Source organism: Candidatus Endoriftia persephonae (genome assembly GCF_023733635.1).
GTDB classification, from domain to species: domain Bacteria; phylum Pseudomonadota; class Gammaproteobacteria; order Chromatiales; family Chromatiaceae; genus Endoriftia; species Endoriftia persephonae.
Genome location: NZ_CP090569.1, coordinates 219,045 through 234,946, shown reverse-complemented (window position 1 = coordinate 234,946; position 15,902 = coordinate 219,045). Strand labels below are relative to the sequence as shown.

The 15,902-nt window shown below is 59.7% G+C and carries 14 protein-coding genes; 7 read left to right on the top strand and 7 right to left on the bottom strand.

What is annotated here, in order from left to right:
* Window positions 1-3 precede the first annotated feature (3 nt).
* Window positions 4-2,217: a cyclic nucleotide-binding domain-containing protein gene (locus L0Y14_RS01035; RefSeq protein ID WP_251859237.1), complete on the bottom strand. Its 2,214-nt coding sequence runs from the start codon at window positions 2,215-2,217 to the stop codon at window positions 4-6.
* Between the two features lie 232 nt (window positions 2,218-2,449).
* On the opposite strand from L0Y14_RS01035, the gene L0Y14_RS01030 reads away from it, so the two are divergent.
* Together L0Y14_RS01030 and L0Y14_RS01025 are read left to right on the top strand one after the other, a co-directional pair.
* Window positions 2,450-3,976 carry a gamma-glutamyltransferase family protein gene (locus tag L0Y14_RS01030; protein WP_040819150.1) on the top strand — a complete coding sequence of 509 codons (1,527 nt, stop codon included), beginning with the start codon at window positions 2,450-2,452 and terminating at the stop codon, window positions 3,974-3,976.
* Between the two features lie 199 nt (window positions 3,977-4,175).
* Entirely contained in the window at window positions 4,176-4,586 is a 411-nt protein-coding gene (locus L0Y14_RS01025) for an HU family DNA-binding protein (protein WP_006474362.1), read from the top strand.
* Window positions 4,587-4,643: 57 nt separating this feature from the next.
* On the opposite strand, the gene L0Y14_RS01020 is transcribed toward L0Y14_RS01025, so the two are convergent.
* The 4 genes from L0Y14_RS01020 to L0Y14_RS01005 form a co-directional block, all read right to left on the bottom strand.
* Complete coding sequence (locus tag L0Y14_RS01020; RefSeq protein ID WP_005959151.1) at window positions 4,644-5,186, bottom strand: retropepsin-like aspartic protease family protein; 543 nt, start codon at window positions 5,184-5,186, stop codon at window positions 4,644-4,646.
* Between the two features lie 83 nt (window positions 5,187-5,269).
* Complete coding sequence (locus tag L0Y14_RS01015) at window positions 5,270-5,863, bottom strand: MlaC/ttg2D family ABC transporter substrate-binding protein (RefSeq protein WP_006474364.1); 594 nt, start codon at window positions 5,861-5,863, stop codon at window positions 5,270-5,272.
* Window positions 5,864-6,029: 166 nt separating this feature from the next.
* The gene (locus L0Y14_RS01010) at window positions 6,030-8,165 is read right to left on the bottom strand and encodes a nitric oxide reductase activation protein NorD (protein WP_006474366.1); all 2,136 of its coding nucleotides are present in this window, start codon (window positions 8,163-8,165) and stop codon (window positions 6,030-6,032) included.
* A gap of 18 nt (window positions 8,166-8,183) precedes the next feature.
* Entirely contained in the window at window positions 8,184-8,996 is an 813-nt protein-coding gene (locus tag L0Y14_RS01005) for a CbbQ/NirQ/NorQ/GpvN family protein (protein ID WP_005959155.1), read from the bottom strand.
* Window positions 8,997-9,367: 371 nt separating this feature from the next.
* Here L0Y14_RS01005 and L0Y14_RS01000 point away from each other — a divergent pair, with 371 nt between their 5' ends.
* Genes L0Y14_RS01000 through L0Y14_RS00985 form a run of 4 tightly spaced genes read left to right on the top strand, consistent with a single transcriptional unit; the run spans window position 9,368 to window position 14,435 of the window.
* On the top strand, window positions 9,368-10,639 hold the full coding sequence (locus tag L0Y14_RS01000) for a CoB--CoM heterodisulfide reductase iron-sulfur subunit A family protein (RefSeq protein ID WP_006474367.1): 1,272 nt from the start codon (window positions 9,368-9,370) through the stop codon (window positions 10,637-10,639).
* Between the two features lie 3 nt (window positions 10,640-10,642).
* A complete protein-coding gene (locus tag L0Y14_RS00995) occupies window positions 10,643-12,895 on the top strand; it encodes an FAD-dependent oxidoreductase (RefSeq protein ID WP_005959157.1) in 2,253 nt (750 codons plus the stop codon).
* Between the two features lie 12 nt (window positions 12,896-12,907).
* The gene (locus L0Y14_RS00990; RefSeq protein WP_005959158.1) at window positions 12,908-13,519 is read left to right on the top strand and encodes a 4Fe-4S dicluster domain-containing protein; all 612 of its coding nucleotides are present in this window, start codon (window positions 12,908-12,910) and stop codon (window positions 13,517-13,519) included.
* A 16-nt stretch (window positions 13,520-13,535) separates the two neighbouring features.
* On the top strand, window positions 13,536-14,435 hold the full coding sequence (locus L0Y14_RS00985; protein WP_005959159.1) for a CoB--CoM heterodisulfide reductase iron-sulfur subunit B family protein: 900 nt from the start codon (window positions 13,536-13,538) through the stop codon (window positions 14,433-14,435).
* A gap of 334 nt (window positions 14,436-14,769) precedes the next feature.
* Here the strand turns inward: L0Y14_RS00985 and L0Y14_RS00980 are convergent, their stop codons facing one another.
* On the bottom strand, window positions 14,770-15,291 hold the full coding sequence (locus L0Y14_RS00980; RefSeq protein WP_005959160.1) for an FKBP-type peptidyl-prolyl cis-trans isomerase: 522 nt from the start codon (window positions 15,289-15,291) through the stop codon (window positions 14,770-14,772).
* 60 nt (window positions 15,292-15,351) lie between these two features.
* On the opposite strand from L0Y14_RS00980, the gene L0Y14_RS00975 reads away from it, so the two are divergent.
* Window positions 15,352-15,564, top strand: coding sequence for an acetyltransferase (locus L0Y14_RS00975; RefSeq protein ID WP_240991615.1), 213 nt, complete (start codon window positions 15,352-15,354; stop codon window positions 15,562-15,564).
* A gap of 51 nt (window positions 15,565-15,615) precedes the next feature.
* Here the strand turns inward: L0Y14_RS00975 and L0Y14_RS00970 are convergent, their stop codons facing one another.
* On the bottom strand, window positions 15,616-15,840 hold the full coding sequence (locus L0Y14_RS00970) for a hypothetical protein (RefSeq protein ID WP_006474370.1): 225 nt from the start codon (window positions 15,838-15,840) through the stop codon (window positions 15,616-15,618).
* Window positions 15,841-15,902 lie beyond the last annotated feature (62 nt).

Genomic DNA, 15,902 nt, shown 5'->3' with positions numbered 1-15,902 from the left:
TCGCTACCTTATGCTCGGCCTCTGGGTCGCGGCGGTTTTCAGCTCATCTTCAAGCGCTCTCTTAGCATCGTCAAACTCGCGCAAAGCAGTTGCCAACTCTGCACTCTTCTGCCGCTCAAGAGTAAACTGCGACTCCAGTTCAGCATATTTCTGTTGCAGTGTCTGGCGTGCCTCCGCCTCATCCCGGAACTGGCGATCCAGTGCAGCACGCTCTTCACCAACCTTGCCCGCCTCCACCTGCAGGCGGGCAATCTCATCTTCACGCGCCTTGAGCGTTTCACGACTCCGCTCCAGCTCAGCTTCAAGCTCGGTCCGTTCGTGGGCCGCCTTTTCAGCCTGTCTGGCGGCCTCTCCCTTGACGATTTCAAGCTGATTCTGCAGCGCTCCAAGCGTTACCTGGCGCGCATCCTCCTGCTCGTCGTTGGCCTGCCGCACCGCCTCCAGCTCACGTTCCTTTTCGGCATTTTTTCTGGCAAGACGCTCACGCGCATCCTCCAGCTGCTTCCGTTCTGCTTCAAGCGACTTGTTCTGCCGTTCTGCCTCAGCCAACGCCAGAGTCTGCTCTTCAGCCTTCTGCTCTGCAGCCGCCAACTGCTGCTGCAGAGCCTGAAACTGTTTCTCGAACCCCGACCGCGACTGTCCACTCTCTGCACGCTCCTTGCGCAGGCGATCGAGCTCTTCGAGGGCCTCATCTCTCGACTGTTCGGTCAGCCGCAAATCGTCATAGATTGCGGCAATCTTCTGATGCAGCGCCTCAGTGTGCCTTTTCAGCGCGAGCTCCCATCCCTCCCCTTCGCGCTTCTCCTGCAACTCTTTATGCGCCTGCGCCAACTGCTGCTTGATCTCGTTGACCTCCACAAGCAACCCGTCACGCATGGCTGCCGCCTTTTTCTCCTCTGCAGCCAGCCGATGGCGCGCAGCCGCCACAGTCTGCCGGAGAAGCTTGATCTCCGTGGCGCGGCGGCTCTCCATCTCCGTGTATTCGTTCCTCAGATCCTCCAGCTCTATTTCGAGATCATCCGCTCGCTGACTGAGCGCTGCAATCGAGGCCACCTCGGATTCCGCATCCACGCTTTCACTGTCGCCGGAAACCTCTTGGATGCGCTCTTCCCGATTGAAATCGATGACATTGCCGCCCTCTTCTTCAAGCGCAGATTTTGATGTCAGGCCAGCAAGCTCGGCCACCTCGTCCCATTGCTGGCTGAGGGCATAGACTTCAAAACTGCGCTCCATCAGAAGATAGGCTGCGCTCGCCGCCTGACCCGGTTGATCGGAGCAGGTGATATAAATCCGATCGCTGGCGAGGGATGAGGCCTGAAAACGCAATGAAAAATAGGGCAGGTTGATCGCTCCCGGAAGATGCTTCTCCTCATAGACCTCCGGGGTACGCAGATCGAGCCAGAGCGCCCCCTCGTCGATATAGGCCTGCGCCTGCTTGTACTTTACACTTTTCGTTAGCGGCCGTTTGACCAGGTCAACAAAATCCTCCTTGCTGAGCCGCATCAACACGCCATCGGTGACCATGGCGACACTGCTACCGCGGGGGCTGTCTGAAATCAGCGCCTCTTCGCCGAAACTTGCACCATCCTTGAGACGCGCCAGCTCGACCTCAGGGCCTCCCGCTTCATTCCGGCGCGTGACACTGCAGACACCCTGGCTGATCAAATAGAAGTAGTCCCCCTCATCTCCCTGGCGAATGATCACCTGACCCGCAGCAACATTGACCGGCTCCATGCGCATCATCACGCTCTGCAGGTTGGCAGGCGGGATCTGCTGAAACACCGGAGACTGCAGCAGCAGCGTCATCCAGTCGCTAGTGTGGCGTTCCTCGACATCCGCTACCTCGTAGGTAGCGTTATGACTCTTCGCCAACAGCTCGCTGAGCATGCGGCTGTCGATGCGGACGAAGCTCACTGTGCTCTTGGCACGCACCGAGTTCTTGCGCGGCAACTGATGGGCGAGCGCAAAACGCGCTGTCTGGGTGCCGCTGGCCACCGTATCGACCTCACGCTTGCCTGATAGCAGCGCGACTGTACCGGAGAGCAGATAGACGTTTTGGTGGTCGGTATCGCCCTCACGGAATAAATATTCGCCCTTGACCGCCTTCTCTACCACAATCCGGCTCAACAGCTCACCGAGCTGTTCATCCGAAAGGGTATTGAGAGGCACCAGGTTTTTCAGTAGGGCATCATCGTTTTGACTGTCAGGAACCGGCATTCAGCTCGCCTCTGGGAAACTGTAGATCTATCAGAATAGACCCTCTCTATATCTCTCAATCTAGCGGCATATCAGAAAAAAACTGAATCCATCCAAAGTTTCTTGTCCACCCCCAGCGTCTATGATTTGCTGTGCATATTACCCTTCCTGGGTCTGCCGATTTTTGCACAGCACCACGTTTCAAGGGGCAATAGATCCCAAAAATGCCGCAATAGTGAATAGATGCACACAAATGGGAGCTGTCGCTGCAGGCCACTCCACCACGGCCGAGGCCGCTCGGCTCATCCTCCAGGAGGGTGGCAACGCCTTTGATGCAGCGATTTCAGCAATGCTGACAGCCTGCGTCGCCGAACCCATTCTAGCATCGCTCGGCGGCGGCGGATTCCTCACCGCACATCCTGTCGGCGCTGACCCGCTCGTCTACGATTTTTTTGTCCAGACCCCGCGCCGCAAACGAGACGCATCAGAGATCGATCTCTACCCGATCGTTGCGGATTTTGGCGATGCTAACCAAAGCTTTCATATCGGTATGGGCTCGATCGCCACCCCCGGTTTTGTCGGGGGGGTGTTTGCGATCCATCGGGAGCTGGCCAGCCTACCACTGCAGCGACTCTTTGAGCCGGCAATCGAGCTGGCCCGCAGCGGCGTCCCACTCAATCCGTTTCAACACCTTATCGCACAGATTGTTGCCCCAATCCTTCGTTCCACCGATACTGCTTCGCGACTCTGGCACGCCAGCGAGGAAGCGGGTGCTCTGCCTGAAGTGGGTGCGCTGCACCACAACCCGCAGCTGGCCGATCTGCTGGAAGCGCTGCAACGCGAGGGTGAGGCGCTTTTCTACCGTGGTGAACCGGCACAGCTGCTGGTGCGCGCCTGCCGGGAGAGCGGCGGACACCTCCTGGCTGAAGACCTCGAGCAGTTCGAGGTGATACGACGCTCACCACTGCGCTGCCACTACCAAGGCGCGCAGATCCTGACCAATCCGCTCCCCTCGCTGGGCGGAAGCCTGATCCATTTCACCCTGCAGTTGCTTGAACCCTGCACACTGGGGCGTTTTCCTGCGGCCTCTGCTGAGCCGCTCCGCTTTCTGGCGCGTAGCATGCGGCAGACCCAGCTGATGCGCCAGCATCCTGAAGCCGGCAACGATCTGTCACACGCCGCCAGCCTGCTACAGGCGTTTCAGAATCGAGTGGCCGAGGGCGGCATCTCCAGCCGCGGCACCACCCAGATCAGTATCGCTGACCGGGACGGAAACCTCGCCAGCCTCACTCTCTCCAACGGTGAGGGCAGCGGCTACATCATCCCCAACACCGGCGTCATGTTGAACAATATGCTAGGTGAAGAGGATCTCAACCCACTCGGCTTCAACCAGTGGCTCGAGAACCAGCGTATCGCTTCGATGATGGCCCCCACCCTGCTGATGCTGGCAGATGGCCGCCGCATTGTCACTGGCTCCGGCGGCTCAAACCGCATCCGCAGTGCGATCCTACAGGTTATCAGCAACCTGATCGATTTCGAGATGCCCCTCGCGGAGGCGGTGGCGGCTCCCCGCGTCCACCTCGAGGGGGGTCTACTGAGCATCGAACCCGGCCTGCCAGCCGAAACGATAAGCGCGCTCGAGGAGGAGTTCCCGCAACAAGAGCTGTGGAAGCAGAAGAGCCTGTTTTTTGGCGGCACGCACAGCGTTGCGCTCAGCAGCAGCGGCGAGGTCAGCGGTGCCGGCGATGAACGTCGTGGCGGTGTGTGGCTCTCGGCCTGAACCTTGCCTCACCCCATTCGCCAACTTTCACAACAAGTTACCGACCAATCGCCATTTTTCTCCACCCAATTCCTACACCACATATAACATTCAGCTATATTCAGGCGAAGACGGGCCCCTCCCCTGCCACCACCCGTCATAACGCCAGGCAATCATCAACACGCCTGCCCCGCTCACCACCACTATTTTGGAGTCGCAGATGGCTGTAAAGAAAAAAACCGCCAAGAAGAGCGCAAAAAAGAGCATCAAAAAACGGGTCGCGAAAAAGAAGGTCGTTGCCGCACCACGCCAGAAGTCGATCACCGCGAAACAGACCAAGACCCAAATCATCGCGATGATCGCCGAGGATACCGACCTCACCCGCAAACAGGTGGCGGTGGTATTCGGTTCGCTAAGTTCACTGATTACCCGGCATATGCAGCGTCGAGGATCCGGCGAATTCACCATTCCCGATACCGGCGTCAAGATCCGCCGTGTACGCAAGCCCCGCACCAAGGCACGCATGGGGCGAAATCCCGCCACCGGTGAAGCGATCAAGATTGCCGCCAAACCCGCTTGCACAGTGGTCAAGGTCAGCGCCCTCAAGGCCCTCAAAGACCGCGTCGACTGACAACAGCTGCAGCAGGCCAGGCAAGTGGCCGGCCTGCTGCACGGGCGCCCGCCGAGCTTAGCCGGGAGGGCGCAGGATCAGCTTATCGCCCTGCTGCTGTAACTCCAAATGTTTTAGAAAGCTCATCCCGAGCAGCACCTCATCGCCCGCCATACCAGGCAGGACCGACGCCTCAACACCGGACATACTGAGCGGCCCCAGCTCCACCCGGTTGAGGCGTGTCAGCCAGCTCCTTACGGTGCCATTGGCGGTGACACTCAATGACGAGGCGCCGCGCGGCAAGCCAATGCGCTCAGCCAGCCGCTCGGAGAGGGCCACATTGGTCGCCCCAGTGTCGAGCAGAAACAGCACTGGCACGCCGTTGATCCGACCCGGTGCCAGATAGTGACCGCGACTGTTGCGCTGCAGCACCACCTCAGCCCCGCCCTGCTCTCCCTCAACCACCAGCAATTCGTGGTTGGGGTTGTGCTGACGCTCGAGCAGACCGGAGAAGAGCAGCGCGAACAGCCCCAGCAACAACACCCAGGCGGCAAGGGTCATGCCTCGCCCTATACCTGTCGTCTGTGGCGTTTCTGGGGTGCCATTACTCGCTGGGGACATGGGCAGTGCGACTCACAATAGATATACAGCCTGGCTGTTTTGAGGCCGCGACCAGCCAAAAGTTCGCGAATGGCCGATCCGCCTCAATGCCCTCTGCCAGCCAGTTTGCGGGCAAAGTGTCGCCGATAGTAGGCCAGTGCGCTGTTGCCATTGGCGGCGACGTCAAACACCTTCCAGCCCGCCTCACCGCGATAGAGACGGAAAATCAGCTTGGCCGGGTAGCCGGCACTGCCCATGATGCCCACCGTCACTTTGGCCTCGTTGCGACCGACTCGCCGCGAATGGAACAGGCGCATACCCTGATCGTCATAGACCGAGAGGCGCTTCGCCAGGGTGCCCAGCAGCAGATGCTTTATCTTCCGCGCCATCACCTCACGCTGTGTCTCGTTCATCGTCCGATAGGCCGGCCCGGCCGCCCAGCGCGCCATGTAAGCGAAGTCGAAGGAAGGGGCAATGTTCTGTTCGAGAAAGGCCGCAAGCGCTTGCGGCGATCGCCCCTGCTGGCTGTGCATAAAGCTGATCAGCTGCTCGATACCCTGCTTCAGCACCTGGTCAGGGCCTGGCGGCTGTAGTTGCTGATAGCGAGGTCCGGGAGCATAGCTGTAGCCGGGGGCCGCTTCTGCCTGAGATACGCCAAACCCGGCGAGTATGCACAGCGCAATGATCTTTGCTTTCATGATTCCTCCAGTGGGGACTGCTGCAACTGGCCGTCTGCGCGACCAAGATCGTCAGGTTGCCAAGCACCCCAAGCGAAAGCAAGCAGCTTCAGCATCACAGAAACTGCCGATAAACCAATATCATCAGCAGCACCGCCAATTATGATTTTGAGAACCACAAGAGAGCTCAGCTGGTGAGTTTTTTATAGATCTCAGAGACCTTGCGCGGCAGCGCCTCAACATCACTGATCAGCGCATAATTGGCCGCACCATACATATGCGGCAGGTAGTCCTGGCCCTCTTCATCAATGGTGATGCAGTAGGCGTGCACCCCATCCTGGCGCGCCTCGTAGAGCGCTTGGCGGGTATCCTCCACCCCATATTCGCCACGATAGTGATCGGGATAGTCCTCCGGCTTGCCATCCGACAGAGTCACCAGCAGCTTGGTGCGCGCCTCCACCGACTTCAGTTTGGCGGTGAGATGGCGGATCGCGGCCCCCATGCGAGTGTAATCGCCGGCTGTGATCCCGCTGATGCGCGCCTGCACTTCGGCATCGTAGGCCTCATCGAACGCTTTGATCTGGAACAGCTCACAGCGCTTGCGTCCCTGCCCAGTGAAACCGTAGATGGCGTAGCGGTCACCCACCATCTGTAGCGACTCCGCCAACAGCACCAGCGCCTCACGCTCCATCTGGTTGATCCAGCCCTCGGTGGAACCGGACATGTCGACCATGAACATCACCGCGATGCTGCGCTCCTCCCGCTGCATCCGGGTAAACAGCCGGTCGCTCATCTCCAGGCCGATGTGCAGATCGGCCCAGGCCTCGACAAAAGCATCGATATCCACCCCGTCACCATAGGCCTGGCGCTTCAACAGACGATCCTCATCGCGCATCGCCTCAAAGGTACGGCGTAGGCTCGCCAACAGCCGCCGATACTTCTGCAACACCTGCGTGGCAAACCCATCGTACTGCGGCTGGATCTGCAGCTCGCGCACCACGCACCAATCCTTCTTGTAGTGCTTACGGCGGAAGGGCCACTCGGGATAGAGAAACGCCCCCTCTTCATGATAGGCACCGCTCCAGACGTCATCCGGATTGAGGCCCTGCTCTTCAAAGGCGCTGAGGTCGTACTCGCCGGGGCCAGCGGGAATCAGGTATTCATCCGGGATATCACCCAGATCCTGGATGATCGAAGTCATGGTCTGCTTCAGCTCATCAGTGAGCGGGATGCGGTTGCCATCCACCGCCAACTCCATCTCGAATCCCTCCGGAACCATCGGCTCCCGCTCCTCGTCGAACAGCCGATGGAAGGTGCGAGGCGACGGCGCCTCAGTACGCTCTTGGCGCCCCTCGTTGAGTTCATCGTCGATCTTCTTCAGGGCGACCCGGAAGCGCGCCTTCTCCCGCTCGATGCGCCGCTGCATCACCTCCGCCACCTGCCCCGGCGCCAGTTCACCATAGAAACAGCTCGATGGCGGCGGCGACAACGCCAACGCCTGGGGCAGCAGGATGAGACTGTCGGTAACCGTTGCACTCGCCGCCTGCAACGGCGCACTGAGCCTCTGCCAAGCATCACCCGTCACCGTATCGCCCAGCTCGATCTGCAGCCGCCGCATCTCACGATAGAGTCCAGGCAGCTCCCGCGCCACACAGGCGTCGAGGCGCACCGACTCCAGCGCATGAAAGCAGCGCAACGCATGCCGCGGCGCAACGTAACGCTCCAGCTCGGCCGCGATATCGACCCGGAAGGTACCGAAGCGGGTCTGCGCCCAGAGGTGCGCCACAGTCGCCTTATAGAGCTGAAAGTTGTCACGCGGGTTGGGCAGGTGCGCCATCACCGCCGGCAGGTAGATCGTCTCGCTGTCGGTGTAGGCAAAGTCGGCCTGCTCCAACTTCAGCTTGCGCCCGGAGAGACCATGCACGAACGGCAACAGCACCCCCACCTGCTCGTCGAACAGCGCGCTCGAGGCGCGCTCGCGCCCCTGTCGCACAAAGATATCGATGTCGCGGATCACCTTCAGCGCCGGCTGCAGCCCAACCCGGTCGTAGCTGTCCATCGCCTGCACCACCCAGGTCTCGATCATCGACTCATCCATCAGCCGCAGCGCATCGGCGGCCTTCAGGCAGAATTGGTAGGCGAGCTCGATGTTGGTGCTGCTGATGCGCCCCACCCAGTCGAGCACAAAGCGCTGCTCCGCCGGCACTAACCGTTTGATGGCATCGGCCGGCTCGGTAGTATTGCGAAAGGTGAACTCGACCTCGAAAAGCTCATCCAGGAGAGCCTGGATCTGCCCCAGTGAGAGTTCAGGTTGCGGCGCCATGATCCGAGCAAATGCTAATCAGAAGAGTGAGGCGCTCAGCTCGTTGACCGCCGTCAGCATGTCGGCATCATCGGTCAGGGTCTGGGCGATAGCGGCACGGCAGGCGTTGACTGGCTCGATCCCGGAGTGGATCAGCTTGGCCGTGTGCACCAACAGGCGGGTTGAGGCCCCTTCGTCGAGGCCGCTGCCCTTGAGATTGCGGGTCATCTGCGCGAACCGCACCAGCCGCCCGGCCACATCCGCATCAACCCCCGACTCTGCGCAGATGATCCGCTGCTCCAGCTCCGCATCGGGGTAATTGAACTCCAGTGCGATGAAGCGCTGGCGGGTACTCGGTTTGAGATCCTTCAGTACGCTCTGGTAGCCGGGATTGAAGGAGATCGCCAAGCAGAAGTCGCTGCCCGCCTCGAGCAGTTCGCCCACCTTCTCCATCGGCAAAACGCGCCGGTCGTCGGCCAGCGGGTGGATCACCACGGTGGTATCCTTGCGCGCCTCCACCACCTCGTCGAGGTAGCAGATGGCGCCGGCACGCACCGCCGCCGCCAGCGGACCGTCGACCCATACCGTCTCGCCACCCTTGACCAGAAAACGCCCCACCAGGTCGGAGGCGGTCAGATCATCGTGGCAGGAGACGGTGATCAGCGGGCGTTTCAGACGCCATGCCATGTGCTCCATGAAACGGGTCTTGCCACAGCCAGTCGGCCCCTTGAGCAGGATCGGCAACTGGTTGCGATAGGCCACCTCGAAGATCTCGATCTCGTCCCCCACCGGCTCGTAGTAGGGTTCGCTCTCAACAAAATACTCTTCCGGCTTCAGGGTGCGTGCATCCAACTCTTTATCCTTATCTCTATGGCTGGCCCACGCTAACCTCAGCCCCGGTTGGAGGCAAGCCGATAAGCCATGAATGCGCCGTGGGAATCCAGCCAGGCAGGAACCGGCAGTGACAAAACCCTGCAGAGAACCTTGTTTTATTAGCAGCTACTAATAAAGCATAACCGCTTTCTATCAAACCATTGGAAAATTCGATAGGGAATAGGGGGCATTCATATAGAAGGGAGGCGCGAAGACGCGTATCGTAGCGGATCCAGAATCCGGGGGCGTGGAAACGCGCCGTCAATCATGAAATAACCTAGCGATCAAGTCAACTATTGGCTCGCTCACTGTTTCACATTGAAAAGCCATTCCGCGACGGAGGAAGATCCATGACGGAAGTAATCGCAACCAACGAGACCATTCTGGTGGTCGGCGGTGGCATCAGCGGCATGACCGCCGCCATTGAAGCTGCCGAGACCGGAAAACAGGTCGTACTGGTTGAAAAGCGCCCCTATGTCGGCGGCCGCGTCACCCAATTGTACAAATACTTTCCCAAGCTCTGTTTCCCGACCTGTGGTCTGGAGATCAACCAGCGTCGGGCCAAGATGAACCCCAACCTCAACATCATCACGATGGCCGAGGTAACCGACATCAAGGGCGAAGCTGGCGACTACACCGCCACCGTTAAGATTAGCCCCCGCTACATCAACGAAAAGTGCACCGGCTGCGGCGACTGTGGTCGCGCTGTCGAGGCCGAGTTCGACGACGAGTACAACTACGGCTTAGGCAAACGCAAGGGCGCCTACCTGCCCCACACCATGGCTCACCCACAACGCTACGTCATCGACCCCGCCATCATCGGCACCGATGACGCACAGAAGGCGGCGGACGCCTGCAAGGTCGGCGCGGTCGATCTGGAGATGCAGGAAGAGACCATCGAACTGAAGGCCGGCGCCGTGATCTGGGCCACCGGATGGCAGCCCTACGATGCCAACAAGATCCAGCCCTACGGCTACGATCGCTTTGCCAACGTCATCACCAACGTCGAGTTCGAGCGCCTGGCCGATCCGAACGGCCCCACCGGTGGCAAGATCGTCCGTCCCTCCGACGGTAAAGAGGTAAAGAACGTCGCCTTCATCCAGTGCGCCGGTTCCCGCGACAAGAACCACCTGCTGCACTGCTCGCGCATCTGCTGCATGGCCTCACTGAAGCAGGCCACCTACCCGGCAGACGATGTCGATATCTCCATCTACTACATCGACATCCGCGCCATCGACCGCTTCGAGGACTTCTACGAAACGGTCAAGGCGAAGGATAACGTCAAGTTCATCAAGTCCAAGGTGGCCTCTATCGTCAAGGGCGAGAATGACAGCCCGGTGCTGCACGGCGTGGATACCGAAGGCTACAACCGCTACGCCAACGAGCACGACCTGGTCGTACTCGCGGTCGGCATGGAGCCGAGCGTCGACAAGGCCAGCTTCCCGGTCGAGATCGTGATGAACGAAGAGGGTTTCATTGAGCCCGATCCGAACAACGGCGGCATCTTCGCAGCCGGTTGCTCGTCCGACGCACTGGACGTCAACCGTGCGGTACAACACGCCACCGGCGCCGCCCTGCGTGCGGTTCAGGTGGTTAATCGCGTAGCCGGAACGGAGGGTTAAACAGTGGCTGACGAAAAGAAATTTGCTGGTTATGTCTGCACCGGTTGCGGCCTGGGCGAACGCCTGGACGCCGCCACCCTGGAGCAGACGGCCACCCGCGACGGCAAGATGCAGTCCTGCAAGCAACACGAACTGCTGTGTGGCGCCGAAGGCGTGCAGATGATCAAAGACGACATCGCCAACGACGGTGTCACCCATGTCATGATCGCTGCCTGCTCCCGCCGCGCCAAGGTCGAGGCCTTCAACATCCCAGATGTCGCCATCACCCGCGCCAACCTGCGTGAAGGCGTCATCTGGATCCGTCCCGACACCGACGAGAATCGCGAAACCACCCAGGAGATGGCGGACGATTACGTCCGCATGGCCTGCGCCGAGCTGAAGTCGATGGGCATCCCATCCAGCTCCGGCGAGCAAGAGCTGAACAAGAACCTGCTAGTGGTCGGCGGTGGTATCACCGGCATGACTGCAGCCATCGAGGCGGCAGCCGCCGGTTATCCGGTACACATCGTCGAAAAGAGCGGCGCCCTGGGCGGCGCGGTAGGCAGTTACTACAAGATCATCCCGACTCGCGCACCCTACGACGCACCGGAAGAGAACCCGGTACCCGGCCTAGTCGCTGCCATCGAAGGCAACGACATGATCACCGTGCACCTCAACAGCAGCGTGGCCAAGACCGACGGCGCCCCCGGCCGCTTCGAGGTCGATATCACCACTGAGTCGGGCTCCAGCGAGACCGTCTCCTTCGGCGCCATCATCCAGGCCTCCGGCTGGAAGCCTTTTGATGCCAACAAGCTGCCCGAACTCGGCTACGGCAAGAGCAAGGATGTGATCACCGGCCTGGAACTGGAAGCACTCGCGGTTGCCGCCAACGGCGGCCCGATCAAGCGCCCCTCCGACGGCAAGGAAGTCAGCAGCGTCTGCTTCATCCAGAACGCAGGCCAGTGCTCCGATAAGGAGGGCCACCTGCCCTACTTCTCCGGTGTCACCGACCTGGTCTCGATCAAGCAGGCGATGTACTTCAAGGAGCTGAACGGCGACTGTGACACCACCATCCTCTACGACAACCTGCGCACCCCCGGCGCCGGCGGTGAGGATTTCTACCGTGCTGGCCAGCAGGCGATGGTGACCTTCTCCAAGGGCATCGCCTCCGAAGTGGCTACCGGCAGCACCCTGAGCGTCAAGTTCCATGACCAGATCCTCAACGAGGATACCGAGATGGCGTGTGACCTGGTGGTCCTGGCCACCGGCATGGAGCCCAACTCTGGCCCCGATCCCTATGCCCAGCTCGCCTTCGAGGAGGCCGAGGAAGGTTCCGCAGAGAAGGAGACACTGAAGCAGGCGCTGGAGGTGGCTCCGCCCTCGATCCTCAACCTGGAGTACCGTCAGGGCACCGACCTGCCACACCTACGGCACGGTTTTACCGACTCTCACTTCATCTGCTTCCCCTACGAGACCCGCCGCACCGGCATCTACGCGGTCGGCCCAGTGCGCCGCCCGATGGATATCCAGCAGGCCCAGGACGACGCCACCGGTGGCGCGCTGAAGGCAATCCAGGCGGCCGAGCATGCCGCGCTGGGACAGGCGGTTCACCCCCGCTCTGGCGACCTCTCCTTCCCCAGCTTCCGCAAGGAGGGCTGCACCCAGTGCAAGCGCTGTACCGTTGAGTGCCCGTTCGGCGCGATCAACGAGGACGAAGAGGGCTACCCGATGTACAACGAGGCACGCTGCCGTCGTTGTGGCACCTGCATGGGTGCCTGTCCGGTACGCGTCATCTCCTTCGAGAACTACTCGGTGGAGACCGTCAACCAGCAGATCAAGAACGTCGAGATCCCGGAAGAGTGGGACGAGAAGCCACGCATCCTGGTGCTGGCCTGCGAGAACGACGCCTACCCGGCACTCGACCAGGCCGCGCAGAACGGCGTCGAGATCAACCCCTGGGCGCGTGTCATCCCGGTCCGTTGCCTAGGTTCTGTGAGCCTCTCTTGGGTGACCGATGCGCTGAACAACGGTTATGACGGCATCGTGATGATGGGGTGCCGCCGTGATGACGACTACCAGTGTCACTTCGTGCGCGGCTCCGCGATGGCGGCGGAGCGCATGAGCAAGGTTGGCGACACCCTGGACACGCTGAATCTGGAACCGGAACGCGTCGTGCTCCACGAGGTCGCGATCACCGACACCCAGCGTGCGCCGCAGCTGATCAACGACATGGCAGAGACCGTCGAGAAGATCGGCCTCAGCCCGTTCAAGTTCTAAGGAGTCTTCCCAATGAGCAATCAGATCAACAACTATCGCAACAGCTTCCTCAAGGAGGTTGAGGCGAACGTGGAAGAGGGCGAATGGGTCAAGATGTGCATGCAGTGTGGCGTGTGCGCTGGCTCCTGCCCGCTCGGCAAGCACTGGGAGCATCCGCCGCAGGAGATCTTCATGATGATCCGTGCCGGCAAGCGCGAAGAGGTGCTGACCTCCGACTCGATGTGGATGTGCACCTCCTGCTACAACTGCATCGCACGCTGCCCCCGCGGCCTGCCGATCACCCACATCATGCACGGCCTGGCGACCTATGCTAAACGTCTCGGCTTGGTGCCCAAGAAGCAGCCGACTCAGGAATTCTCCCAGATCTTTTGGGACAACCTGATGAAGAAGGGCCGTGTCAACGAGCTCAAGCTGGGCCTCTCCATGTACTTCAAGGACGGCTTCAGCCAGGGCATCAAGAACGCCATGGCTAATCAGAAGCTGGGACAGAACATGATGAAGGCCAAACGCATGAACGCCATGGAAATCCTTGGTGGGCATGGTGTTAAGAACCCTGGAGATCTACAGAAGATCATCAAGAAGGCCCAGGAAATCGAGGATGGCAACATCCAGGACTTCAGCTGAGTGAGGACAAACCGCAATGGCTAAGATAGAACTTTCCTTCTACCCGGGCTGTTCCTCACAGACAGGAGCAACCTCATCCAACTACCTGGTCTCTGCGCAGACCATGTGTGAAGAGTTGGATATTACCCTCAACGAGATCCCCGACTGGAACTGCTGTGGCGCTTCCATCGGCTATGGCGGTGGTGGCGAGCTGCCCCGCCTGACTCTCTCGGCCCGCAACATCGCCCTCTCCGAGGAGCACAATGCCGGTCAGGAAATCGTCGCCACCTGCGCAGCCTGCTGGCTCTCCACCCGCGAGGCCAAAGAGCGTCTCTCTGAAGACGAGCAGATGTTCAAGGATGCCAACACTGCCTTGGCGGAAGGCGGTCTGCGTTACAAGGGCGAAGCCAAGGTCCGCCACATGGTGGAGGTACTGGTCGAGGATATCGGTTTCGATGCCATCAAGGAGAAGGTCAAGAAACCCCTTGAGGGTATCAAGATCGCCGGCTATGTCGGCTGTCAGACCAACCGCCCCTTTGGTATCGCGGGCGAGTCGTTCGAGAATCCGCAGTACCTGGACAAGATCGTTGAGGCTGTCGGCGCTGAGTCGATCCCAACTTTTGAGAAAAAGGTGCAGTGCTGTGGCGGCGCCCTGGCATTCTCCGAGCCGGAGAAGTCCCAGGAGATGATCCACGGCATCATCGAAGCGGCCTACGATAACGGCGCCGACATGATCGTCACCCCCTGCCCGCTATGTCAGGCCAACGTAGAGATCTATCAGGATCAGATCAACGAGACCTACGGCTCCAAGTTCAACATGCCGGTGGTCTACTACTCGACCCTGATGAGTGTCGCCTTTGGGCGCAGCGCCAAGGATGCCGCCCTCAACGGACAGGTGATTCCGGCCAAGAAGCTTGAGGAGCTTGCCGCCAAATAAGGCTGTTTTCGACTCGCCCCTGCTGGGGCAAAAGAAAAGCCCGCGCAAGCGGGCTTTTTTTTGCCCCCAATCCCACAGGTCGGGCTACAGCTGCCTGGCAGAGATAGCGCCTGCGATCTTTCTACATTCCCTCCCCGCTGGGTGTCAGATACAGGAGGCTCGCCCCCAGGGATGTGGGAGCTCGGGCAACACCCGGACCAAAGCCGGGAACAATGCATGGAACAATTGCTGAGCACAGCATAATCCGCCGCTGTTGCCGGCACAGTGCCGCCCTTGTTAGATCAGGGCTGGGGACCTTATTCGAGCGAGAATAGATGATCTGAGATACAGATTTCTATAGCTTGAATTCCACCACCACGCCGTCGACCCGCTCCTTCTCGTAGATTGCTTCCATATCCTGGACCCTGCCGCTCTTCAGCTCCTCATCAATCGCATCGCGCACCTCCACGATCACCAATTCCACACCCAGCGTGGCGCCAGCAAGCGGATTATTTGCATCCAGCGTCACCGTTTCATCGTCGAATTCGACAACCGTAATCGGCGTGACATTAGAGCCGTTTCTACCTCTCAATTTGAGGCCAACCTCCAGATCTCCCGAGACATTGACATGACTTCTCGGCACCTTCCTGATCAGACTTTTATCCCGATGTCCGTAAGCCTGCTCCGGCTCGAGGACGATCGATAACTTCTCCCCCACATCGCGGCCTTCGATTGCTGCTTCAATCGCAGCAAGTAGGCTCTCTTTGCCTTGAATGAAAGAGAGAGGTTCTCCATTGTCAGTGGTATCAACCACAGTGCCCTCTTCATCGGTCATGGTGTATTCGATGGTTACGACTTTGTCTTTTGTCACTTGCATGATCGGGTCCTGTCAGGATAAATACTACTGTTCTAGGTTTAACCGCAGGGATAACACCCCTTGAGTAAGAAGACGATGACAACGCAACACGAACCGAGTGACACGCACCACATGGCCACTGCGGTCAGGGATGCATGCATACGTGCCGCGCTTGAAGGTTACCAACATGCCGCCATCAGCGGACTGTGCCACGAAGGTGCCTGGGAGGCGGCTATCAGCGCAATAAAAATGCTCGACCTCGATGCGGTTTTGCATGAGAGCAAGCGTGACTGACTGCTGTCGCGTTGCTGCGGTTCGATTGGCGACGCAAGGCCGCTTCATTCATCACAACCAACCGCGGGTACGGGCCATCTCTGCAACTAGGAGCACGATCGCCGCATATAAAACGACGTTCTGCACAAACACCAGCGCCATCTTTTTGTTGATGCCGGCCTCCAGCTGTTGTGTGGTATCCTCGCGTTCGGCCATCGACTCGACCTCGCTCCACGCTTCTTTTCTTAGCCGGATCTGATCAACCGCCTGAGTCACACAGACAACCAACACAGCCATTCCTATTCCTTCGGGAGACCAGAGAAAATAGTAAGCCCCGAGCCAGCCCATAAGGGCGTGCA